At 71.2% G+C, this 22,719-nt stretch carries 17 protein-coding genes; 7 read left to right on the plus strand and 10 right to left on the minus strand.

Going from position 1 to position 22,719, the window contains the following annotated elements; genetic code table 11:
• Positions 1–61: 61 nt before the first annotated feature.
• Positions 62–2,311: an FtsX-like permease family protein gene (locus ACLJQE_RS04400; RefSeq protein WP_410637632.1), complete on the minus strand. Its 2,250-nt coding sequence runs from the start codon at positions 2,309–2,311 to the stop codon at positions 62–64.
• Entirely contained in the window at positions 2,308–3,009 is a 702-nt protein-coding gene (locus ACLJQE_RS04405; protein ID WP_410637633.1) for an ABC transporter ATP-binding protein, read from the minus strand. The genes ACLJQE_RS04400 and ACLJQE_RS04405 overlap by 4 nt, the downstream gene beginning before the upstream one ends.
• 172 nt (positions 3,010–3,181) lie before the next feature.
• Here ACLJQE_RS04405 and ACLJQE_RS04410 point away from each other — a divergent pair, with 172 nt between their 5' ends.
• The 3 genes from ACLJQE_RS04410 to ACLJQE_RS04420 are packed head-to-tail and all read left to right on the plus strand — an operon-like array spanning position 3,182 to position 6,959.
• Entirely contained in the window at positions 3,182–4,978 is a 1,797-nt protein-coding gene (locus ACLJQE_RS04410; RefSeq protein ID WP_410637634.1) for a sensor histidine kinase, read from the plus strand.
• Entirely contained in the window at positions 4,975–5,628 is a 654-nt protein-coding gene (locus ACLJQE_RS04415; protein WP_410637635.1) for a response regulator, read from the plus strand. Before ACLJQE_RS04410 ends, ACLJQE_RS04415 begins: the two co-directional genes overlap by 4 nt.
• A 23-nt stretch (positions 5,629–5,651) precedes the next feature.
• Entirely contained in the window at positions 5,652–6,959 is a 1,308-nt protein-coding gene (locus tag ACLJQE_RS04420; RefSeq protein ID WP_410637636.1) for an amidohydrolase family protein, read from the plus strand.
• A 136-nt stretch (positions 6,960–7,095) separates the two neighbouring features.
• Here ACLJQE_RS04420 and ACLJQE_RS04425 read toward each other — a convergent pair whose 3' ends face one another.
• The 4 genes from ACLJQE_RS04425 to ACLJQE_RS04440 form a co-directional block, all read right to left on the minus strand.
• The gene (locus ACLJQE_RS04425) at positions 7,096–7,773 is read right to left on the minus strand and encodes an SDR family oxidoreductase (RefSeq protein ID WP_410637637.1); all 678 of its coding nucleotides are present in this window, start codon (positions 7,771–7,773) and stop codon (positions 7,096–7,098) included.
• On the minus strand, positions 7,770–9,404 hold the full coding sequence (locus ACLJQE_RS04430) for an SdrD B-like domain-containing protein (protein ID WP_410637638.1): 1,635 nt from the start codon (positions 9,402–9,404) through the stop codon (positions 7,770–7,772). Before ACLJQE_RS04430 ends, ACLJQE_RS04425 begins: the two co-directional genes overlap by 4 nt.
• An 87-nt stretch (positions 9,405–9,491) precedes the next feature.
• On the minus strand, positions 9,492–11,573 hold the full coding sequence (locus ACLJQE_RS04435) for a PhoX family protein (protein WP_410637639.1): 2,082 nt from the start codon (positions 11,571–11,573) through the stop codon (positions 9,492–9,494).
• Positions 11,574–11,746: 173 nt separating this feature from the next.
• Positions 11,747–12,964: an MFS transporter gene (locus tag ACLJQE_RS04440; protein ID WP_410637641.1), complete on the minus strand. Its 1,218-nt coding sequence runs from the start codon at positions 12,962–12,964 to the stop codon at positions 11,747–11,749.
• A gap of 192 nt (positions 12,965–13,156) precedes the next feature.
• On the opposite strand from ACLJQE_RS04440, the gene ACLJQE_RS04445 reads away from it, so the two are divergent.
• Positions 13,157–13,795 (plus strand): HAD family hydrolase, encoded by a 639-nt coding sequence (locus ACLJQE_RS04445; RefSeq protein WP_410637642.1) that lies wholly within the window; start codon positions 13,157–13,159, stop codon positions 13,793–13,795.
• Here the strand turns inward: ACLJQE_RS04445 and ACLJQE_RS04450 are convergent.
• The 4 genes from ACLJQE_RS04450 to ACLJQE_RS04465 all read right to left on the minus strand — a co-directional run bounded on the left by ACLJQE_RS04450 (position 13,761) and on the right by ACLJQE_RS04465 (position 16,908).
• Positions 13,761–14,483 (minus strand): hypothetical protein, encoded by a 723-nt coding sequence (locus tag ACLJQE_RS04450; RefSeq protein WP_410637643.1) that lies wholly within the window; start codon positions 14,481–14,483, stop codon positions 13,761–13,763. The two genes, ACLJQE_RS04445 and ACLJQE_RS04450, sit on opposite strands and share 35 nt — an antisense overlap.
• A complete protein-coding gene (locus ACLJQE_RS04455) occupies positions 14,480–15,010 on the minus strand; it encodes an RNA polymerase sigma factor (protein WP_410637644.1) in 531 nt (176 codons plus the stop codon). The genes ACLJQE_RS04450 and ACLJQE_RS04455 overlap by 4 nt, the downstream gene beginning before the upstream one ends.
• 193 nt (positions 15,011–15,203) lie before the next feature.
• Positions 15,204–16,292, minus strand: a complete 1,089-nt coding sequence (locus tag ACLJQE_RS04460; protein ID WP_410637645.1) for an inositol-3-phosphate synthase — start codon at positions 16,290–16,292, stop codon at positions 15,204–15,206.
• 70 nt (positions 16,293–16,362) lie between these two features.
• Positions 16,363–16,908, minus strand: coding sequence for a PadR family transcriptional regulator (locus ACLJQE_RS04465; RefSeq protein WP_410637646.1), 546 nt, complete (start codon positions 16,906–16,908; stop codon positions 16,363–16,365).
• 244 nt (positions 16,909–17,152) lie between these two features.
• Here ACLJQE_RS04465 and ACLJQE_RS04470 point away from each other — a divergent pair, with 244 nt between their 5' ends.
• The 3 genes from ACLJQE_RS04470 (at position 17,153) to ACLJQE_RS04480 (ending at position 22,674) form a co-directional block, all read left to right on the plus strand.
• Positions 17,153–17,548, plus strand: coding sequence for a DUF5318 domain-containing protein (locus tag ACLJQE_RS04470; RefSeq protein WP_410637647.1), 396 nt, complete (start codon positions 17,153–17,155; stop codon positions 17,546–17,548).
• A 67-nt stretch (positions 17,549–17,615) separates the two neighbouring features.
• Positions 17,616–20,267 carry a transglycosylase domain-containing protein gene (locus tag ACLJQE_RS04475; RefSeq protein WP_410637648.1) on the plus strand — a complete coding sequence of 884 codons (2,652 nt, stop codon included), beginning with the start codon at positions 17,616–17,618 and terminating at the stop codon, positions 20,265–20,267.
• Between the two features lie 121 nt (positions 20,268–20,388).
• Positions 20,389–22,674: a transglycosylase domain-containing protein gene (locus tag ACLJQE_RS04480; RefSeq protein ID WP_410637649.1), complete on the plus strand. Its 2,286-nt coding sequence runs from the start codon at positions 20,389–20,391 to the stop codon at positions 22,672–22,674.
• Positions 22,675–22,719: the final 45 nt, after the last annotated feature.

The raw sequence follows: 22,719 nt of genomic DNA on the forward strand, positions 1-22,719 counted from the left end.
GGTGGGCACTTCCACGTGAAAGTGCGGGGTTCGCCCCTCCCCCGACAGAGGGGCGAACGCGCTATTCGTCGGCCAGCGGCTCGGCCTGGACCCGCTTGAGCGCGGGCGTGCAGACCGACGCGCCGAGCAGGGCCACCCCGACCCCGAGCACGACCGGCGCCAGCAGCCACGGGCTGAGCACGATGCCCCGCTCGTCGACCATGCTGTAGAGCCCAACACCGACCAGTACTCCGACAATTCCCGCGCCGATGGTGGCGACCAGTGCCGGCAGCGCGGCTTCCATCCGCAACGCCCTCGCCAGCACCCGCACCGGCGTGCCCGCGGCCATCAGCGCGCCGAACGTGCGGCGGCGGTCCATCACCGAACCCGCCGTCGCGACCGCGGCACTGCAGCCGGCCAGGATCCCCGCCGCGATCAGCCCGATCACCGTGACCCGGCGCAGGTCGCCGAGCTCGGTCTGCTGGTTGTACAGGTACTGGTCGCGGCTGCCGATCTCCGCGCCCGCCGCCGGTCCGGCCAAGGCCGTCCGGACGGTCTCGCGGTTCGCGTCGGTGGTCGGCGCGACGACGGTGTAGTCCTTCGGCGTGAAGCCGTCCGGCAACGCGGCCGGGTCGATGACGAGCGAGCCGGACAGGTCGGCGTCGGGGTAGTGGACGGCTTCCACCCGCGTCCCCGACTTCGCGGCCATCGCCGGGCCGTCCCAGTTCGCGGCGATCCGGTACTGCGCCAGGTCGATCGCCGAGTCGCCGAAGACGGCCGGGCCGCCCGTGCAGTTCTCCGGCGTGAGCCCGAAGCGGGTCAGCTTGACGGCGTCGGCACAGGTCATCACCAGCGCGCGGTGGCCGTAGCGGTTGTCGCCCGCACCCTTGACGAGGTAGACCTCGCCGACCGCGACCGCCTTTTCGGACTGGCCGTACTTCTGGAGGGACGCGTTGGCCTGGTCGACGATCTTGCCCGCGTGCGACGCGTCCGAGTCGACGTAGAGCACGGAGTCGGCGAAGGACCGCCCGCCACCGGCCATCGACTCGAACGTCGGCAGCAGCGTCAGCGCCATCGACCCGGCGAACACCGCGAGCACGATCCCGGCGGACGCGCGGTAGGCACCCTTCGGGTCGTCACGCAGGCGGCGGCCGGCGAGCAGCGCGGACGGGCGCCGCCAAGCCTGGACGAACGTGCCGCCGACCGCCGACGTCACCCACGGCCCGACGATCGCGGCCGAGCCGACCAGCAGGAACAGCCCGGCCATCACCAGCCCGATGCCGCCGGTTTCCTTCACCGTCGTCACCGCGACCAGGAAGAACAGCCCGGCCGCGGGCAGCGCCAGCAGCCGCCACCAGCGCAGCGGCTTCTTCGTGTGGCCGCCGGTGGCGAACAGCGGGTTCTTGAAGACGCGGCGCAGGCCGAGGACACCGGCCAGCACCACGAGCACCGGGATGAGCAGGACGATGAACACCGTCAGCCCGGCCGGCAGCGCGAAGTCGGCCGCCAGCCAGGTACCGCCGGCCCACGGCACGAACGACGCGAGGCCGTGCAGCGCCGGGCTGATCAGCAGGCCGAGCAGCGCGCCGATGCCTGCCGACAACGTCGTCTCGGCGGCCACCATGTTCGTGACCTGCCCCGGCGTCGCCCCGGCCAGCCGGATCGCGGCGAGCCGCCGTTCCCGCCGGGCCGCGGTCAGCCGCGCCGACGACGCGACCAGCACCAGGCTCGGCACCAGCAGCACGATGATCCCGACCCAGGACAGCAGCATGAGCAGGGGATCCGGGCTCGCCTTCCCGCTCGGGAAACCCGCCAAGGGGGAAACGTTCTCCGGCATCGCGTCCGGGGTGTGCCCGGTCAGCGCGACCAGCTGCTCCGGGAACCGGAGGCCGTCTTCGGTGAAGGCGCCGACGGGCTTGCCGAACCGGTCGCCGAGCTCCGCGGCCGGGTGGGCCTGCAGGAGGCGGCCGAGCGCGGGTGACACGACGGTCTCGCCCGGCCCCGGCAGCTGCGGCACCCCCGGCGGAAGCGCGATGCCCGCCGCGGTCGCGCCCGGCGCCAGCGCGACGTCGACGCGGGTGATCTGCTGCCCGCCGAAGTAGTCCATCGAGGCGGAGTAGAGCAGCTTGGCCGGGCCGTCGGCGTTGCGGCTGTAGAAGTCGGCGCCCTGCCAGAGGGCACGCTGTTCGCGGTTCTGCGTGGCGAACGGCAGCGTCGCCAGCAGCAGCACCAGCCCGGTCGCGACGGCCACCCCGATCGCGGTGAGGATCGCCGACGTCCGGGTCCGCCGGTCCACCCGCAGCACCCGCAGGGCGATCTGGAGGGAGTTCACGCCGCCAGCCTCGTCGCGATCAGGCCGTCCCGGATGGAGACGGTCTTGGGCATCGACTCGGCCAGCTCGCGGTCGTGGGTCACCACGATCACCGCGGCACCGGTCTCGTGGGCGGCACCGAGCAGGGCGTCCATCGTCTCGCGGCCGGTGCGCGTGTCGAGCGCGCCGGTCGGCTCGTCGGCGAAGATGACCTTCGGCCGGTGGGTCAGCGCCCGCGCGATCGCGACGCGCTGGGCCTCGCCGCCGGACAGCTCGCCGGGACGGCGGCGTTCCTTGCCGGCCAGGCCGAGGCGCGAGAGCCAGACGCGGCCGGCGTCGATGGCTTCCTTGCGGCCGAGCCCCGCCAGCAGCGACGGCAGCGCGACGTTTTCTTCGGCCGTCAGCTCGGCCACCAGCATCCCCGACTGGAAGACGAACCCGAACTCGGTGCGGCGCAGCTCGCTGCGCTTCTTCTCGCCGAGGTGGTCGATCCGCTGCCCGCCCAGGAAGATCTGCCCGTCGTCGGCCCGGAGGATGCCGGCCAGGACGTGCAGCAGCGACGTCTTGCCCGAGCCGGACGGCCCGACGATGGCGACGGCGTCCCGCGGCTGGATGTCGATGTCGATGCCGGCCAGGGCGTACTGGGTGCCGTAGCGCTTCACCAGCCCGCGGCCGGACAGCACCGGGCCGTTCGTCGCGTGTGGAGTGTTCGGGTCCACGAGGTTCTCCCTGTCGTTCGGATCTTGATGCCGATGAGCTTCACCGAGATCAGGGGGCGTCCACTTCGGGCAGAAGGCCAGTCACACCCCGGTCCGCCTCGGCCGATCGGCCGAGGCAGCGCGGGCCAGTCGGCCAAGGTGCGGGTGCCGGGGAATCACGTAACGTCACGTTGTGCCCGCCGCGCCTCTGCCGAAAACGCTCTCCACCCGCACCACCGCCCTGGTGCGGCGCATCGGCGTGCCCTCGGCCGTCCTGTTCGCCGCCCTGCTGTTCGACGTCGTCTACACAACCCAGGCGGCGCTCGACGAGCACGGCCCGCGCTTGGTCGATTTCGGCCTGCTGCCCGGCATCTTCGCGATGGTGGCCTGCGGGCTCTGGGCCCAGAAGCGGGCCGCCGTCGCCGCGGTGGCCGGCGGCGGGGTGCTGATCTTTTCCACCCTCTTCATCCACGCGTTGCGCATCCCGCCGTACTCCAGCGTGCTGCCGAAGGTGACCATCACCGAGGTCGTGGCCGGGGTGCTGATGGTCTACTACGTGGCCCGCCGGGCGCGGGCCGGCGTGGCGTTCTGCGTGGTGGGCTTCCTGGTCTTCGCGGGCCTCGTCGCCGTCTTCGGCCGGTACGCGGGCGTCGCCCAAATCGACAGCAGCACGGGCACCCAGGCGCTGCTGTTCGGCCTGCTGCTGCTCGTCGGCCCGCTGGTGCCCGCCATCGCGGCCCGCGACCGCGGCCCGCGCGCCGATCCGCGGACGCGGCGGCTGCGCCGGATGAACGAGCTGGCGATGGGGCAGTGGCCGCTGATGGGGCTGCTCGCCTTCGCGCTGCTGTTCGAGTTCGGCTACACGTACTCGAACACCGCCCGCGGGTTCCCGATCCTGTTCTGCTCGATCCTCGCGGCCGTGATCGCGGTGCTGTCCCCGCGGCGGCCCGCGGACGCGCTCCTCGGGCTCGCCGGCGTCATGCTGCTGTCCGCGGTCATCACGCCGTTCCTGCAGCTGCGCTCCTTCGACTACCCGGTGCCGGGCGGCGTGCCTGCCACGCAGATCGTGGCCGGCATGGGCGTCGTGGTGAACCTGACCCGGGCCCGCGGGCTGAGCCAGTCCTGGGCGCGGGTCGCGGTGCTCTCGAGCGTCGTCGCGCTCGCGACGATCCTCAACTCGGACGCGCGCCAGGGCCTGCAGACCGATCCCCAGACCCTGTCCATCCTCGCCTTCGCCGCGACGCTGATGCTGGGCATCTCCATCGCCCTCGGCCTGATGCTGCGGTCACGGGACTCCGAACGGACCCAGGCCGTGCAGTCCGCGGTGAGCGACGCGCAGACGGCCGAGCGGATGGCGCTGGCCCGCGAACTCCACGACGTCGTCGCCCACCACGTCACCGGGATCGTCGTGCAGGCGCAGGCCGCCCGGCTGATGGCCGCGCAGAAACCCGAGATCGCGGTCGAGGCGATGGGCCGGATCGAGAACGCCGGCGTCGAGGCCCTCGCGGCGATGCGGCGGCTGGTCCGCTCGATGCGCGGCGACGCACCGGCCGGGTCGAGCGAGTTCAGCGAGCAGGCCACCACCGACCTCGGCGCCGACCTGCGGAAACTGGTCGAAACGGCCAACCACGGCGTGCCGACGTCGATGCACCTGGACGTGCCGCCGGACCTGCCGCACGAGGTCGGCCGCTCGGCGCTGCGGCTGGTGCAGGAGTCGCTGACGAACGTCGGCAAGCACGCCTCGGGCGCGACCGAGGCCTTCGTCGTCGCCGAGGTTCAGGGGAACCAGTTGCACCTGCGGGTGACGGACAACGGACGCGAGACGGCACACCGGCCGGCCGGCGGGTCGGGCGGCTACGGTCTGGTCGGCATGCGCGAACGCGTCGCGCTGCTCAAGGGCCGGTTGTCGGCCGGGCGGGGCCCGGACGGCGGCTGGCGCGTCGAAGCTTGGCTGCCGCTGGCGGCCGGAGACACGGAAGGGGACGAGTGATCCGGGTACTGATCGCCGACGACCAGGAGATGGTGCGGATGGGCTTCCGCATGATCCTGGAGTCCAACGACGACATCGAGGTCGTCGCCGACGTCGCGGACGGCGTCTCGGCGGTCTCGAAGGCCCGCGAGCTACGCCCGGACGTCTGCCTGCTCGACATCCGCATGCCCGGCCTCGACGGCCTGGAGGTCACCCGGCAACTGGCCGGACCGGACGTGGCCGACCCGCTGAAGGTGGTCGTCGTGACGACGTTCGACCTCGACGAGTACGTCCACACGGCACTGCGCAACGGCGCCTCCGGGTTCCTGCTGAAGGACGCCGGCCCGGCGCTGCTGATCGAGGCGGTCCGCGCGGCCGACCGCGGCGACGCACTGGTCTCCCCGCAGATCACCGTGCGGCTGCTCAAGCACTTCGACGGGTCCGGCTCGGCGAAGCGGCACGTCGCGCCACCGTCCGAGCCGCTGACCGCCCGCGAGCTGGACGTCGTGAAGGCGGCCGCGCGCGGGTTGACGAACACCGAGATCGGCGCGGAGCTGTTCATGTCGCTGTCGACGGTGAAGACGCACCTGGCGTCGGTGCAGAGCAAGATCGGCGCGCGGAACCGGGTGGAGACCGCGGCCTGGGCGTGGCGGAGCGGAGTCGTTTCGTAATTGCGGGTGCGTAGTATCCAGAGATGCAACGCCGTTTCCACGCCCCTGTCGTTCTCCCCGCCGACCCGTCCTGTTCGCTTCTCCGTGACGCGGTCGTCGATGTCGACGCCGATGGGCGCATTTCGTACTGCGGACCGGCGGCCACCGCCCCCGGATCCGCCGCACCGGTCACCACCCTGACCGGCATCCTGCTGCCCGGCCTGATCAACACGCACGCGCACAGCCCGATGACGCTGCTGCGCGGCATGGGCGGCGACCTGCCGCTGCTGCCGTGGCTCAACGAGATCATCTGGCCCGCCGAGGCGAAGCTGCGCCCGGAGGACATCCGGACCGGCATGCTGCTCGGCTCGGTCGAGATGCTCCGCCACGGCGTCACGACCAGCGCCGAGATGTACTTCGAGGGCGAGCAGCTGGTCGACGCGGTCCTCACGACGGGTGGCCGCGTGCTGGTCGCGCCGCCGGTGATGGAGCTGCCGGGCCTCGACTGGCGGGCCCAGCTGGCCGCCATCGAGCGCTGGATCGACACGGACGGCCTCCGCTTCGGCCACGGCGACCGCATCGAGCTCGGCTTCGGCCCGCACTCGGCGTACATGCTGTCCGAGGATGGCCTGCGGGCGACGGCGGAGTCGGCCTTGTCGCGCGGCGCGCTGGTGCAGATCCACGTCGCGGAGGCGGCGGAGGAGGACACGGCGGTTCGTGCCGCGCACGGTTCGGTGCCGGCACTGCTTCGTGAGCTGGGCATGTTGGACGGCCGGGTGCTGGCGGCGCACGCAATTCACTTGTCGGATTCGGATATCGCGCTGTTCGCTTCGCACGGCGTCGGAATGGCGCACTGCCCGGGCTCGAACGCGAAGCTGGCTTCGGGCATCGCGCGGATCGCGGATCTGCGGGCCGCGGGGGTTTCGGTGGGTCTCGGCACGGACGGCCCGGCCTCCAACGACGACCTCGACCTGTGGGAGGAACTGCAGCTCGCGGCCATGCTGGCCCGCTTGGCCACGGGCAACTCGACGGTGCTGACGGCAGCGGACGCCTTCCTGCTGGCCACCCGCGGCGGAGCCGCGGCACTGGGCCGGTCCGACATCGGCGCGCTGGAGCCGGGCCGGTGGGCGGATCTGGTGCACATCGACCTGGACGACCCGGCGTTCGCGTGCGGTTTGGAGGTGCCGGACGAGCAGCTGCTGTCGAACCTCGTGTGGGCCGCGGGGTCGCGGCGGGTGCGGGATGTTTGGGTCGCGGGTGAGCAGGTGGTGACCGACGGCGAGTCGGTGAAGGTGGACCGGGCGAAGGTGCAGGCCGGCGTGGCCGAGACAGCGGCACGGCTGCGGGCCTGATCCACAAGCGCACGGCACTGTGGACAACTCGGGCCGGTAGCGTCGATCGGGCGGGTTTGTCGGTAGCCGCCGATATACTGGACTTGGGGACGCCCCCCAGGGAGGGCGGGGGAGTTCGGCCGGGCCCGATGGCTGCTCAGCGGGGGCGGAGGATGATCTCCGTCGGGTGGGCGTCCGGGGTGGCTGATACCGCCGTCACGACCGCGGTGGCCACCGAGTCCGCCTTCAGCAAGTGCGCCGTGTCGTACTCGCGGCCTTCGCCCGCGAAGATCTCCTGCTGCATCTCCGTGTCCGTGCGGCCAGGGTAGACCGATGTCACGCGGATCCCCGGCTCCTCCTCGCGGAGGGCGTCGGCGAAGGCGCGGACCGCGAACTTGCTCGCCGCGTACGGGGACCAGCCTGGGCGGGCGTTCAGGCCCGCTCCCGAGTTGATTACCACCACGTGGCCGCGGGCCGTGCGCAGTGCCGGGAGCAGGAGGCGGGTCAGCTCGACCACCGCCAGGGTGTTGACCTCGAAGTTGTCGCGCCACGCGGTGGCCGTGGCGTCCTCGATGCGGCTCAGGCGGGCGACGCCAGCCGAGTGGACCAGGACGTCCAGTGAAGTGATGTCCGCGACCGCCGAAGTGAGCGAAGCGGAGTCCGTCAGCTCCACGGGCCACGGCTTCGCGCCCGGGAGTTCCTTCGCCAGCGTGGCCAGCGCGTCGGCGTCGCGGCCGCCGAGGAGCAGCCGGTGCGTCGGGGCCAGCTGGTGGGCGACCGCCGCGCCGATCCCGCGGGAGGCGCCGGTCACCAGGGCGAGGGGAAGATCCGTCATGGCCCCACCGTAGCGGCGAACCCGGCGTCGACCGTGCGGTCTTCGCGCTTGCCGGTGCCGAGGGTGCGCGGGTCCGCGCAGCCGGACGCCGGGTCGGTGTCGGAGTCTCGGGCGTCGTCGCCGGTGTCCTTGGGTGCCGGGTGGTAGCCGTCCGCGGTGAAGCACACCTGGTACGTGCCGTCGTCCAGGCCGTCGAAGCCGTACGCGCCGTCGGGGCCGGTGACCACGCTCGCCAGTTCCTTGCCGTCGGCGTCCTTCAGGACCGCCTTGACGCCGGCGAGGCCAGGTTCGCCCGCGTCCTGCAGGCCGTTGGCGTCCGTGTCGGCCCAGGCGAAGTCGCCGATCCGGTTCGTCGGGGACAGCAGGCCGAGGTCCGCCGCGAAGTCTTCGTGGGACGGCCGGCCCACCGTGCGCGGGGCGGTGCAGCCGCCCGGGTCGGCGTCCGAATCACGGTCTTCGCTGCCGGCGTCGCGGCGGGTCACGGTGAAGTCCGCCGGGACGGCGAAGCAGAGCTGGTAGGTGCCGTCCTTCAGCTTCTCGAAGCCGTACTTGCCCTTGTCGTCGGTCGTCGCGGTGCCGACCGTGCCGCCCGCGCCGTCCTTCAGCGTCACCTTGACGCCCGCGACGCCGGGCTCGTCCGGGTCCTGCAGGCCGTCGCGGTTGCGGTCCGCCCAGACGAAGTCGCCGATCTTCGCGATGGCGGGCGGCGGGAGGACGGTGATCGTGGCCGACGCCGTCTTGTCGCCGAGCGTGCCACCCGGGTGGTGCACGCCAGTGACCTTCGCCGTGTTGACGTGCCCGCTGTCGGCCACCGCGAGGTCCGGGTGGTCGCAGGTCAGCTGCCGGTTCGCGCCGGCGGCCAGCGCGAACGGCGCGAACGGCTCGGCGCACCACGGGTCCTGCACCGTGATCCCGGTGAGGTCCTGGGTGCCCTCGTTGGTCACGGTGATCCGGTAGTGCGCGGTTTCGCCCGCGGTGACCGTCGCGAACGACGCCCACGCGCCGGTCGCCGGGTTCTGCACTTCCTTCTTCACCGAGTACGCGGCGAGCTGGAGGTCGACGCAGTCCCAGTGCAGCCGGTCGAGGGTGGTCGTGGCGAAGAACTTCACCGCCGTCGCCTTCGGCGGCGCCGTCACCGCCGGGAAGTCCTGGTGGACGAGGGTGTCGTCCCCGGCGTAGTGGTCGGCGACGAGCTTGGTCTCCTGGATCTGCGTGCCGGTGGCGTCGTAGAACCGCAGGCCGGTGGCCGGTTCGTACCGCGGCGCGCGCGAAGCTGTCCAGACGCTGAGGGAGTAGACGCCGCCGGGGACGAACCGCTCGGTCTGGTAGGCGGTGCTGGTCTTGCCGTCCGGTGTCTGGACGACCGCCGCCCGCTGCCCGTCGACGGCGTACTCCCGCACGGTCAGCAGCTTCGGCACCTTCGCCGCCGGCGTGCCGGGCGGGACCGGAGCGGCCGGGGCGAAGACGTACCCGTCCGGAGCGCCGTTGCGGGCCGCGAGCTCGAGGCTCGGGTTCGCCGCCAGCCCGCCGCAGACCGGCGCCGCGTCGGCGGCGGTGGACGTGGACGCGGGCACGACCGCCGCCGCGATCGCCACCACCGCCACCGCCACCGTGCGCCCCGAGAAGATCACCTCTCGACTATGGCGCGCGGTGCGGGCCCGCACCGGCCGAGAACCGTCCACTTAAGAGTGAACCTCGGCCGGTGTGAGCCCGGTGGGTCAGCGCTCGCCGATGCGGCCGGGCAGCCCGAAGCGGCCCTTCTTCCACACCGAGACCAGCGACGGCCGCGGCTGCGAGGTGCCGCCGTCGGGCCAGTGCGACGTCGGGTTCGCCGAGCTCGCCGCGTTCTCGCCCGGGTGCTGGACCGCGACGAGGACCAGGTGGTCCGTCACGACCGGGCCGCACGTCTCGGCACCGACCGGCACCGAGAGGAACTGCTTGACGTGACCGCGCTCGGCTCCGGTCACCGGCACCGAGAACAGGCCGTCGTTCCAGCCCAGCGCGTTGCCGTCGGTGGAGACCCACAGGTTGCCGTGCCGGTCGAAGGCGACGTTGTCCGGACAGGAGATCGGGCTGACCTGGTCCTTCGGGAAGCCGCCGTAGTAGGTGTCGGCCGCCTTCGGGTCACCGCAGACCAGCAGCAGCCGCCAGGAGAACCGGGTCGACGCCGCGTCGCCGCGGGCCTCCTCCCACTCCAGGACCTGGCCGTTCTTGTTGGCCACCCGCGGGTTCACCTCGTCGACGCCCGCCTTGCCCGCCGCGCCGCGGTCGCTGTTGTTGGTCAGCGCCGCGTAGACCCGGCCGTTGACCGGGTTCGGCTCGATGTCCTCCGGCCGGTCCATCTTCGTCGCGGCGACCTTGTCGGCCGCCTGCCGGGTGAAGACGTAGACCTCCTCGGCGGTCATGCCGTCCACAAAGGACTTGTTGCCGCTCGCCAGCGGGATCCACTCGCCGGCGCCGTCGAACTCGCCGTCGGCCGGGAGCTTGCCGGTGCCGTCGACCTCGCCCGGGCTGTCGCCGGTGAAGCGGGCGACGTACAGGGTGCCGTCGTCGAGCAGCGCCGAGTTGTGCCGCCGCGCGTGCGCGCTCTTGCCGGGCTTGTACTTGCCGTTCGAGACGAACTTGTAGATGTATTCGAACCGCTCGTCGTCGCCGGTGTAGGCGGCGACGCGGCCGTCGGCGGTGATCTTGATGTTCGCGCCCTCGTGCTTCAAGCGGCCCAGCGCGGTGTGCTTGATCGGCGTCGAGTTCGGGTCGTTCGGGTCGATTTCGACGACCCAGCCGAACCGGTTCGGCTCGTTGGGCTCCTGCGCGACGTCCCAGCGCTTGTCGAACCGCTCCCACTTGCGGGTGCTGGCGCCGGTGCCGATCGCGTACCGCTTGAGCCGTGCCGCTTCGACCGGGTCGGTGACCGTGCCGGCGTTCGCGAAGTACTGGTGGATGTTCTCCTCGCCGGAGAGCACCGTGCCCCACGGCGTCACGCCGCCGGAACAGTTGTTCTGCGTGCCGCGGACCTTGCGCCCGGTCGGGTCGGCCGACGTGCGCAGGTACTTCGACCCGGCGGCCGGGCCGCGGACCTCGAAGATCGTGTCGAGGGTGATCCGGCGGCCGAACCGGCTGGGCACGACCTCCAGGCCGCCGCGGACCGGGTCGCGGCGGGCCAGCAGCACCGACAGCCCGTGCGCCGCCCAGGCGATCTTGACCTGCTCCTCGGTCGGGTTGGCCGGGTCGTACTGGTCGGCCGGGAACATGTGCGTCTCGGCGGTGTACTCGTGGTTCACCACGAGCAGGTTGGTCAGGCCCAGCGGGTCCTGCGGGATCAGGCCGACGAAGTCGTTGTTGTAGCCGAACTGCTTGGCCTGCGCCGCCGCCGTCTGCTTGGTGAAGTCGAACTTCGGCGCGCCGGGGACGACCGGGTCGCCCCAGCGGATGACGACGCGCTGGGCGTAGCCGTCGGGGATGCTGACCGCGTCGAGCTTGTTCGGCGGGACCGGGTCGAAGTCGGTGCCCGGGACCGGGCGCGGCTTCGGCCCGTGTCCGTGTCCGTTCGCGGCCGCGGTGCCGTCGGCGGCCGCCGCGGTCCCGGACAGCGCGGCGAGGCCACCCGCGGCGGCGGCGAGCACGGCGCCGGCCTTGAAGACCCGGCGGCGGGACATGTCCTTGACGAGGTCGCCGAAGTACTCGTTCCCGGACTCGTTCGGCTCCGGGTGAGCGCACGCGTTGCCGCAGCGGTACTCGCAGGTGATCGGGGAACGTCCACCCGGGTGTGCGGGGAACAGCGGGAGCAGACGGTCGGGCACAGCGCCTCCATGGTGGGAGTTCGGGAACCCAGTGACCGTATGTGCCGAAAACCAGCCGATCCAGACATCCGGATGAACAACGGGTGTATTACTCGCAATGCTCACGCGTGGGCGCCCCCGAACGGCCGACGGCTCCCGGACACTTGGTCCAGGGGCCGTCGCTCAGCGTGATGTCAGAACTCTTCGCCGACCAGTACCGCTTCCGGCGGCACGGTGTGCGGGTCCGCCTTCTTCTCCCGCAGCGAGAGCAGCGCACCCGCGACGACGCACAGCACGGCCGAGGCGACGAACGGCGCCTGCGGCGAGCCGAACCACTCGGCGACGTGCCCGACGAGCGTCGCGGCGACCGCGCCACCCAGCCAGCGGCAGAAGTTGTAGCCCGCGCTGGCGACCGGCCGCGGCGCGTCGCCGATCGCCATCGCGGTGCCGGTGAACAGCGTGTTCAGCAGGCCGGACACCAGGCCGGAGACGATGATCCCGGCGACCAGCACCGGCTTGCTCGGCACGGCCAGGACCACCATGAGCACGGCGTACCCGAAGACGGCAGCCGCGGCGGCGTGCCGCTCGCCGAGGCGGGCGGCCAGCCGCGGTGCCAGGGCAACCCCGGCGACGGCAACGCACAGGCCCCAGCCGCAGAAGACGAGCCCGACGGCGATCGCGTTCCAGCCGAGGACGAACGGCGACCAGGCGAGGACCGCGAAGAACGCGGCGGTGTACAGCGCCGAGGCGACGGAGGTGCGCAGCAGGCCGGGGTGCTTCAGCGCGCGCAGCGGGTCGAGCAGCATGATCGGGTCGCGCTTCTCGTGCTTGTCGCTCTGGAGGAAGACCGCGCACAGCACGAGCGCGCCCGCCATCAGGATCGCGGTGCCGAGGAACGGCCCCCGCCACGAGATGCTGCCGAGCAGCGCACCCAGCAGCGGACCGATCGACAGGCCGACACCGAGGGCGGCCTCGTAGAGCAGGATCGCGCCGGACTGGCCACCGGTCGCGGCGCCGACGATCACCGAAAGCGCCGTCGCGATGAAGAACGCGTTGCCGAGGCCCCAGACCGCGCGCAGCCCGACGAGCTGCTCGATCGAGCCGGCGGCCGCGCAGAGGGCGGTGGCCGCGACGATCAGCGTCAGGCCGGCCAGGACCGTGCGCTTCGCGCCGAAGCGGGCACTCACCGCGCCGGTGACCAGCATCGCGACGACCTGGACGCCGAGGTAGGACGAGAAGAGCAGGGTGACCTGGGACGGCGTCGCGTCCAGCCCCTTGGCGATGGACAGCAGGATCGGGTCGACCAGCCCGATCCCCATGAAGGCGATGACCGCGGCGAACGCGGTGATCCACACCTGCTTGGGCTGGCCCTTGACCGCGTCCAGCAGACTCGAGTGGTGTTCAGCGCTCATCGCTGATCAGTTCCTCCTTCTTGGTGTCGACGAGCAATTTGGCGAGGGCGGGCAGGGCGGCTTCGATCGCGGCGCGGTCGGTCTCGAACTCGGCCGGTGGGCGAGATCGGTGATCTCGGAAGTCACTTAGCCAGGCTAACAAAAATTAGTAAGGGTAGCTAAGTAAGTCCGCTCACAGGCTAGGCTCGGGCCATGGACGCGGTGATCTTCGACCTCGACGGCGTACTGGTGGACTCCGAGCGGATCTGGGACGAAGTGCGGCGCGCGGTCGTCGCCGAGCACGGCGGCACCTGGCGCGAGGAGGCGACCCGGGCCCAGCAGGGGATGAGCACCCCGGAGTGGGCCCGCTACTTGGTGGAGGAGCTCGGCGCGCGGCTCTCGCCACCGGAGATCGCCACACTCGTGGTCAAGCGGATGGCCGCCCGGTACGCCGAGGAGCCGCCGCTGATCCCCGGCGCGGTGGACGTCGTCCGGCAGGTGTCGAAGCGGTGGCCGGTGGCGATCGCGAGCTCGTCGCCGGTGATCCTGATCAAGGGCTTCCTGGACGTGACGGGCCTGCCGGTGGGCGCGGCGGTGTCGTCCGAGCAGGTCGGGGCGGGGAAACCGGCGCCGGACGTCTACCTGCGGGCGGCCGAGCTGCTGGGTGTGGCGCCCGCGAATTGTGCGGCGGTGGAGGACACGACGAACGGGCTGCGGTCCGCGTTGGCGGCGCGGATGGCGGTTTATGCGGTGCCGAACCCGCACTTCCCGCCGGACCCGGAGGTGCTGAAGCAGGCGACGGCGGTGGTGGAGAAGATCACCGGCTTGCCGGGGGCGCTTGGGTTGGGTTGACCTCGTAGCGGACCGGCGGCGAACCGGGCTTCACGTCGGCCAGGAACAGCCGGCCAGGACCCAGCAGACCGACCGCTTTGGCTTGGCTCAAATCACCCGCGGCGTCGTAGAGGCGCAGCGACTGCACCACCCGGTCGACGAGGAAGACGGCCTTGCCCTCGGGCAGCGGCCCACCGTTCTTGCCGACATACGCCCCCTTCACGGGGTACCCCGTGAGAGGGACGCACGACGGAGACTCGATGCCGTAGTTCGGCCCGCCCCTGGTCACGCCCTTGATCAGCGCTTCGACGCAGAACATGCGCTCTCCCGCGGTTCCGGTCGCGACGACGGCGTGCGAGGTCCAGTTGTCCGTCTGCCCCGTGAAGTCGACGAGCGCCATCGAATCGCTCGTGTCGAGCGCGGGCGGCGAGATCAGGGGCTTGGCGATGACCAGATCCTGCCCCGGCTTCGCCGCGGGCTGCGGGGGCGGGGTCGGGGCCGGGTTGAGCTGCGTGGCCAGCAACACACTGGTCAGCACCACCAGCACCGCGGCCAGCGGGGCACCCCACACCGCGACCCGGCGGCGGCGTGACTTCGCCGGCCGCCGCTGCCTGCGCTGCTGCTCCGCCCACGCCGCGTCGAGGTTGGGCGTGACCTCCCGGGCCTGCCCTCGCAGTGCTTCGGCCAGCTCGCGTTCGAGGTCGGTCATCGCTCACCTCCCAGGTCGTCCCCCAGGTGCTTGCGCAGGTTCTCCATCGCGTGGTGCGTCGTCGCCTTGACCGTGCCCGCGGAGATGCCCAGCGTCTCCGCGATGCCCGCCGTGCTGAGGTCCAGCCAATAGCGGAGCACCAGCACCTCGCGTTGCCGCCGGGACAGCCTCGCCAGCACCGCGCGCAGCTGCCCGTGTTCCCAGTTGGCCACCGCCCGGACCTCGGCCGACAGCTCGTCCGGCGGCCGGTCCTGCGGGGTTCGCCGGACGACGCGCAGGTGCCGGGTCCGCGACCGCGACATGTTCACCACGGTCGTGCGGAGGTAGCCGGCCACGCGCGTGTGGTCGGTCAGGGAGTCCCAGCGCTGGTGGAGCTTGACGAAGGCCTCCTGCGCGACGTTCTCCGCGTCGTCCGCGCCGAGCAGGTGGGCCAGCCGGGTCATCTGGCCGAAGTACTCGCGGAAGAGGTCGTGAAAGGTCGGCGCGCCCAGGTCCCCCGGCGCGCTTTCGCCGACACTCGCACTCACACCCCGCCAACGCCTACCCCGCCCCATCGGTTTACCCATCCGGCCAAAAAGTAGGCCGCCCCCCGCACGACACGTAACCTCCACTCCCAAGCCACTCGGCCGTGACTGTGGTCGGATGGGTAAAGATCGGCACAGTGTGCACCACGCGAAGAAGGCCGCCACCAGCGGTGACGGCCTTCGACGGGAGACAGTTTTACCGCTCGACCTCGCCGCGGATGAACTTGTCGACGGCGTCGCGCGCGGTCGAGTCGTCGTACTGCTCCGGCGGCGACTTCATGAAGTACGACGAGGCCGACAGGATCGGGCCGCCGATGCCGCGGTCGAGCGCGATCTTCGCGGCGCGCACCGCGTCGATGATGATGCCCGCCGAGTTCGGCGAGTCCCACACCTCGAGCTTGTACTCCAGGTTCAGGGGCACGTCGCCGAAGGCGCGGCCCTCGAGCCGGACGTAGGCCCACTTGCGGTCGTCGAGCCACTGCACGTAGTCCGACGGCCCGATGTGGACGTTGCCCTTGCCCAGCTCGCGGTCGACCTGCGAGGTGACGGACTGGGTCTTGGAGATCTTCTTGGACTCGAGCCGCTCGAGCTCCTTCATGTTCAGGAAGTCCATGTTCCCGCCCACGTTGAGCTGCATCGTCCGGTCGAGCTGGACACCGCGGTCCTCGAAGAGCTTCGCCAGCACGCGGTGCGTGATGGTGGCGCCGACCTGGGACTTGATGTCGTCACCGACGATCGGGACGCCCGCGTCCTCGAACTTCTTCGCCCACTCGGGGTCGGAGGCGATGAACACCGGCAGCGCGTTGACGAACGCCACGCCGGCGTCGATCGCGGCCTGGGCGTAGAACTTGTCCGCCACTTCGGAGCCCACCGGCAGGTACGACACGAGCACGTCGGCCTCGGCCTCGCGCAGCGCCGCGACGATGTCGACCGGGGTCTCGTCGGACTCCTCGATCGTCTCGCGGTAGAAGCGGCCGAGCCCGTCGTGGGTGTGGCCGCGCTGGACGGTCACGCCGAGCGGCGGCACGTCGGCGATCTTGATGGTGTTGTTCTCGGAAGCGAAGATCGCCTCGGACAGGTCGCGGCTGACCTTCTTGGCGTCCACGTCGAAGGCGGCGACGAACTCGATGTCGCGGACGTGGTAGCCGCCGAAGTCGACGTGCATCAGCCCCGGGACCCGGGTGGCCGGGTCCGCGTCCCGGTAGTACTGGACACCCTGGACCAGCGACGCCGCGCAGTTGCCGACGCCCACGATGGCCACCCGTACGCGGCGGTTGTCGCCCATGGGGTTTTCTCCTTCATCCGTGTCTGTTCAGTAGGTCTGGTGCCGCGACGCTGCGGCCCGGGCCGGCGGCTCAGGTCTCCGGACCCTGCCGTTCGGCTTGTTCGTGCGCGATCAGCTCGTTGAGCCAGCGCACCTCCCGCTCGCTGGTCTCCAGCCCCAGCCGGTGCAGCTCGCGGGTGTAGCGATCGATCTTCTCCTCGGCCCTGGCCAGCGCCGCTCGCATACCCTCACGGCGTTCTTCCACGCGGCGGCGGCGGCCCTCGAGGATCCGCATCCGCACGTCGGCCGGGGTGCGCGAGAAGAAGGCCAGGTGGACGCCGAAACCCTCGTCGTCCCAGGTCTGCGGCCCGTCGTCGCCGAGCAGCTCACCGAAGCGCTCCTTGCCCTCCGCGGTGAGCTTGTAGACCCGCCGTCCGCGCCGCGACCACGCCCGGTCGTCGGCCTCGTCCAGCTCCTCGACCAGGTACCCGGCCCGCAGCAGCTTCCGCAGGGTCGGGTACAGCGAGCCGTACGAGAACGTCCGGAACGTGCCGAGCGTCTCGTGCAGCCGCTTGCGCAGCACGTACCCGTGCATGGGCGCTTCGTGCAGAAGACCGAGGATCGCGAACTCCAGCACACCGCACCCCCTTCGGGAACAAACCGAGACAACCCGCGTTGCTCCGAACGAGCGCCTCGGTCCAACCTACTCAGCCACTATATCGCGCCGATACATCGGAGTGGCGAAGGTAACCCTCACCAAGTACCCATCGGGGGCGAAATTCACCGGAGAGTTATCGAACTCCCGGCGTGTCCACGCCGGTCCCGGGCTTGGCCGCGCTAGGGGGCGTGGACCACACAGGAAGAGCCCGTACTCTGTTCTCGTGATTAACCAGCGGCAGGTCGTGGACTACGCGCTGCAGCGCCGTGCGCTGCTGGCCGAAGTCCGCTCCGGGCGCGTCGGCAGCCACGAAGCCTGCGACGCGAGCCCGTACCTGCTGCGGGCGGCGAAGTTCCACGGCCGGGACGGTGAGCTGCCCTGCCCGATCTGCCGCCAGCAGCCGCTGACCCTGGTGTCCTGGGTCTACGGCGACGAACTCAAGCACGTCGCGGGCTCGGCCAGGACCCCCGAAGAGCTGGCCAGGATGGCCGGCTCGTTCGCCGAGTTCACCGTGTACGACGTCGAAGTGTGCCGGGCGTGCCACTGGAACCACTTGGTCCGGTCATACGTCCTGGGCACAGGGGAACCGGCGGATCCGCGAAGGACCGCACGCCGGTGAGCCACTGTACGACCATCGCAACACGCAGGTCAGTACCCCTGCGGGTACTGATCCGGGAGGCCCATCCGTGACCGACGACAACCGCTCCTGGCCGAACCAGGAGCCAGACGCACCTCGCCGCGCCCAGTGGCCGGGTGAAGAGGCGGGACCCGCGTGGCCCGGTGAGTCGCCCCGGCGCGCCACCCCGGCTCGCGGCAACCCCCAGCAGGGCGGTCCGGCCTGGCCCGCCGGCGACGAAGGTGGCCAGCAGTGGCCCGGTGACCAGCCACAACGTCCGCAGGCGCCCCGCGGTCAGAGCGGCGCGGCCGGACGACGTCAGCCGCCGCCCGGCCGCCGGCCCGGCGGTCCGCCCGGCTCGCCGCCGCAGGGCTTCCGGCAGCCGCCGCCCGCCGGGCGTCGTCCGGAACCGGAACCCGCGCGTGAGCCGGATCTCATCACCCACCACGCGCACAACGGGACCGAAGACGGCTACGAGCCGTACGACGACCGGTTCGACGAGTTCGCCGACGACGTCGAGCCCCAGCAGGAGCTCGACGAGAAGGGCCGCAAGGTCCTCACCCCGGCGCAGCGGAAGAAGCGCCGCTGGAAGATCATCCGCCGGGTCGCCTACGCCTGCGTGGGCGTCTTCTTCGTCGTGCCGGCGATCGCGTTCGTGATCACCTACTTCATGGTCGACGTGCCGACGCCGGAGAGCGTCGCGGCGCTGCAGAGCCAGCCCGTCACCTACTACTACGCCGACGGCAAGACGGTGATGGGCCGTCAGCTGCCCAAGGGCGGCGACCGCCAGCTGCTCAAGCCGGGCGAGATCCCCGACGTCGTCAAGCACGCCGTGTACTCCGCCGAGGACTCGACGTTCGAGACCAACTCCGGCTTCGACTTCACCGGCATCCTGCGCGCGGTCTTCAACCAGGCGACCGGCGGCCAGGGCGGTGGTTCGACCATCTCCCAGCAGTACATCAAGCAGGCCACCCAGAACGACGCCCCGACGCTGACCCGCAAGTGGACCGAGCTGGCCAAGTCGTTCAAGATGAACAACCAGGAGTCCAAGGAAGAGATCATCACGGGCTACCTGAACATCGTCTACTTCGGGCGCGGGGCGAACGGGATCCAGGCGGCCGCGAAGGCCTACTTCAACAAGGACGCCAAGGACCTCAGCCCGTCCGAGGCGGCCCTGCTCGCGGGTCTCATCCAGGGTCCGGGCCGCTCCGAGAACCAGGAGTACGCCCAGCGCCGGTGGACGTACGTGATGGACCAGATGGTGGCCAACAAGTGGCTGCGCGCCGACGAACGCGCGGGTGCGCAGTTCCCCACGCCGATCCCGAAGTCGTCCAGGGACACCGGTCAGTCGATGCCGTTCCACATCCAGCAGCGGATCGACGAAGAGCTGGCCGCCCAGGGCTACGACAGCGCCAAGCTGCACGCGGCAGGCGCCAAGGTCTACACCACGATCGATCCCAAGGCCCAGAAGGCGGCCGAGGACGCGGTGACGAACAAGCTGAAGGGCCAGAAGGACACTCGGCTGAAGGGCGCGCTGGTCGCGGTGAGCCCGAAGACCGGCGGCGTCCTCGCGTACTACGGCGGCCCGGACATGGTGAAGAACGACAAGGGCGAGGACCAGACCGGCGAGGACTGGGCCGACGTGCCGCAGAACCCGGGCTCGTCGTTCAAGGCGTTCGACCTCGCCGCGTACCTCAAGATGGGCAAGGGCCTCGGCGACACCTTCGACGGGTCCAACAACCGGATGTTCCCCGGCCGGTCGACACCGCTGCGCAACGCGGGTGACAGCGCCAGTTGTGGCACGGAGTGCACCGTGGCCAAGGCGATGGAGATCTCCGCGAACACCGTGTTCTACGACATGGTGCTCAACGTGACGAAGCCGGCGCGCGTGGCACAGGCCGCCAACGAAGCGGGCGTGCCGACGTCGCCGCAGATGAGCCAGGACATCAACATCGCCCTCGGCGGTGGCGCCACCGTGGCCACGCCGGAGGCCATGGCCGCGGGGTACGCCACCTTCGCCGGTGACGGCATGCGCCGTGAAGCCCACTTCGTCACCAAGCTGACCAACGCCCAGGACGAGGTCGAGTTCGACGAGAGCAAGTACGAGGCCAAGCCCGCGTTCGACGGCGACGCGCAGAAGACCGCGCAGATCGCCGGCAACGTGACCACGGCGCTCGGCCCGGTCATCACCCACTCGAAGCTCGACTGCCCGACCGGTCACCAGTGCGCGGGCAAGACCGGTACGCAGCAGTACGACCTGCGGGACGGCGACCCGAAGAACTACTCGGAGCGCAACGCGCAGACCTGGATGGTCGGCTACACCCCGTCGGTCTCGGCCGCGGCCTGGGTCGGCGGCGACGGCAACGTCCCGCTGCACGACAACGCGAACAAGCCGATCTTCGGTAGCACCTACCCCGGGCCCATCTGGGAAGAGTTCATGAAGAACTACCTGCAGGGGACCCCGGGCGAGAAGTTCGACAAGGTCGACCCGATCGGCAGGGACGCCAACGAGGTCACCACGACGCAGCCGAAGCCCTCGAACACGCCGACGACGTCGGAGACACCGCCTTCGACGTCGTCCGAGACGCCCACGGAGACCTCCAGCGAGACCGAGACCTCGACGTCGCGGCCGAGCCGGACGCCGCGGCCGGGCCCGGGCGGGTCGACCCCGCCGCTGCCCGGCGACGGGCTGGCCCGGCCACCGGGCTCGGAAGAAGGCTGACCGGAGGCCCCGCACTGGAAACAGTGCGGGCCTTCCGTTTGGTGAACCACCGCCGTCCGTGGTCCGTGTGGAGTGTCGAGGGGTCTGCGCCCGCAGCCCACCGGCGTACCGAGGACGGCCCGTGTACACCGACCGAAATCGCTCGAGGTCCGGCCGCAGGCCGGTTCCGCGTGGTCGCTACCAGCCACGCCGGCCCCTCCCGCAGCCGGCCGAACCGGACGGCCCCGCCGACGACGGCACCCTGTCACCGGAACCGGCCCCGTTGCCGGACCTGCGCAAACGCCGCTGGAAGACCGTCCGCCGGGTGCTGTACGTGCTGTCCGGCCTGTTCTTCCTGGTGCCCGCGGTCGCCTTCGTGATCACGTACGTCGCCGTCGACGTGCCTTCGCCGGCCACCGTCGCGCAGTCGCAGGGCCAGGCCGTCACCTACCTCTACGCCGACGGCACCGAGATGGGCAAGGACGTGCCCGCCGGCGGGAACCGGCAGATCCTCGACCCGGCCCAGATCCCGGACGTCGTCAAGAAAGCGGTGATCGCCACCGAGGACGCGTCCTTCGAGACGAACTCCGGCTTCGACGTCTCCGGCATCCTGCGGGCCGCCTACAACCAGGCCACCGGCGGGTCCGGCGGCGGCTCGACGATCTCGCAGCAGTACATCAAGAACGCCTCCGGCGACGACGCACCGACGTTGACGCGCAAGTGGGTCGAGCTCGCGAAGTCGTTCAAGATGAACCAGACCTACGAGAAGGCGGACATCATCACCGCCTACCTCAACATCATCTACTTCGGCCGCGGCGCGTACGGCATCCAGGCGGCGGCGCAGGCGTACTTCGGCAAGGACGCCGCCCAGCTCACCTACTCCGAGGCCGCCCTGCTCGCCGGGCTGATCCAGCAGCCGGGCCGTTCGGAGAACGCGACGGTCGCGCGCGACCGGTGGGGCACGGCCCTGGACCGCATGCAGCGCAACGGGTACCTCACCACCGCCGACCGGAAGGCGGCGAAGTTCCCGACGCCGGTCCCGCTCGTCGAATCGCGGCAGGGGACCACGCTCAACCCCTTCGTCAAGAAGCAGGTAAAGGCCGAGCTGGCCGCGGCGGGGATTCCCGAGGAGAAGTACTACTCGGGCGGGTTCCAGGTGTTCACGACGATCGACTCGAAGGCGCAGGAAGCCGCCGAGAATGCCGTGGCCGAGGGCATGGCCGAGCAGACCGACGACCGCATCCTCGACGCGCTGGTCGCCGTCGACCCCCAGACCGGCGGCGTGCTCGCCTACTACGGCGGGGCGCCGATCGTGAAGGGCCCGAACGGCGAGGACCAGGCCGGGCGCGACTGGGCGGACGAACCGCACAACCCCGGGTCGTCGATGAAACCGTTCGACCTGACGGCGTTCCTCAAGGGCGGCCGCGGGCTCAACGCGATGTTCGACGGCCGCTCGCCGCGGACGTTCCCCGACGTGCCGCTGCCGGTGCGCAACGCCGGCACCAGCAGCAGCTGTTCCGAGCAGTGCACGGTGGCCGAGGCGATGCAGCGGTCCACGAACACCGTCTTCTACGACATGGTGCTCAACGTGACGAAGCCGGGCGGGGTGGCCGAAGCCGCGCAGGAGGCGGGCATCCGCACGAAGGACAACGGCGGCCGCAGCGTGCTGTTCACCGGGGACAACAACATCTCCATCGGCGGCGGCCAGACCGCGGTGACACCGGCGGACATGGCCGCGGCGTACGCGACCTTCGCCGCCGGCGGCGTCCAGCGCGGCCGCCACTTCGTGCAGAAGGTGACGAACTCCCAGGGCGAGACCGCCTACGAAGCCGACGTCCGCGCGACGGACGCGTTCGCGGACAACGACCGCGGCCGGAGCCGGCAGATCGCCGGGAACGTGACCGCCGCGCTGGCGCCGGTGATCCCGTTCTCGCGGCTGTCCTGCCCGGCCGGCCACGAGTGCGCGGGCAAGACCGGCACCCAGCAGCACACGCCCGGCGACGACGAACCCGCGTCCGCGGCGAACTCGAACTCCCAGACGTGGATGGTGGGCTACACGCCCTCGGTGTCCGCCGCGGTCTGGGTGGGCAGCGACGGCGACAAGGCCCTGCGCGGCCCGACCGGCGCGCCACTGACCCCGTCGGCCGTGGCCGGTCCGGTGTGGCAGCGGTTCATGCAGCTCTACCTGGCCGGCAAACCGGCCGAGCGCTTCGACCGGGTCCAGGCGATCACCTCGCCGCAGGACGACCAGCTGCAGTTCCAGCTCCAGCAACAGCAGCAGGACCAGCGCTTCAGCATCGGCCGCGGCGACCGCGACGACGACCAGGACCAGCAGCAGCAGCAGGACCGCGGGCGCGGCAACGACCGGCGCGACCGCCGCGGCGACGGGAACGGGAACGACACCGGTCAAGCGAACTTCGGCCCGTGAGCACGCCGGGCCGGGGAGGAGGCCGTGACCTCGGAGCTGGGGGTC

Origin of the sequence: Amycolatopsis sp. lyj-346, assembly GCF_046548975.1 — a bacterium.
Taxonomy (GTDB): Bacteria; Actinomycetota; Actinomycetes; order Mycobacteriales; family Pseudonocardiaceae; genus Amycolatopsis.

Bases quoted from the DNA above. Each gene is read 5' to 3' on its own strand.
- ACLJQE_RS04445 (WP_410637642.1), top strand. From the start codon at position 13,157: ATGGACGCGGTGATCTTCGACCTCGACGGCGTACTGGTGGACTCCGAG.
- ACLJQE_RS04440 (WP_410637641.1), bottom strand. From the start codon at position 12,964: ATGAGCGCTGAACACCACTCGAGTCTGCTGGACGCGGTCAAGGGCCAG.
- ACLJQE_RS04460 (WP_410637645.1), bottom strand. From the start codon at position 16,292: ATGGGCGACAACCGCCGCGTACGGGTGGCCATCGTGGGCGTCGGCAAC.
- ACLJQE_RS04420 (WP_410637636.1), top strand. From the start codon at position 5,652: ATGCAACGCCGTTTCCACGCCCCTGTCGTTCTCCCCGCCGACCCGTCC.
- ACLJQE_RS04450 (WP_410637643.1), bottom strand. From the start codon at position 14,483: ATGACCGACCTCGAACGCGAGCTGGCCGAAGCACTGCGAGGGCAGGCC.
- ACLJQE_RS04425 (WP_410637637.1), bottom strand. From the start codon at position 7,773: ATGACGGATCTTCCCCTCGCCCTGGTGACCGGCGCCTCCCGCGGGATC.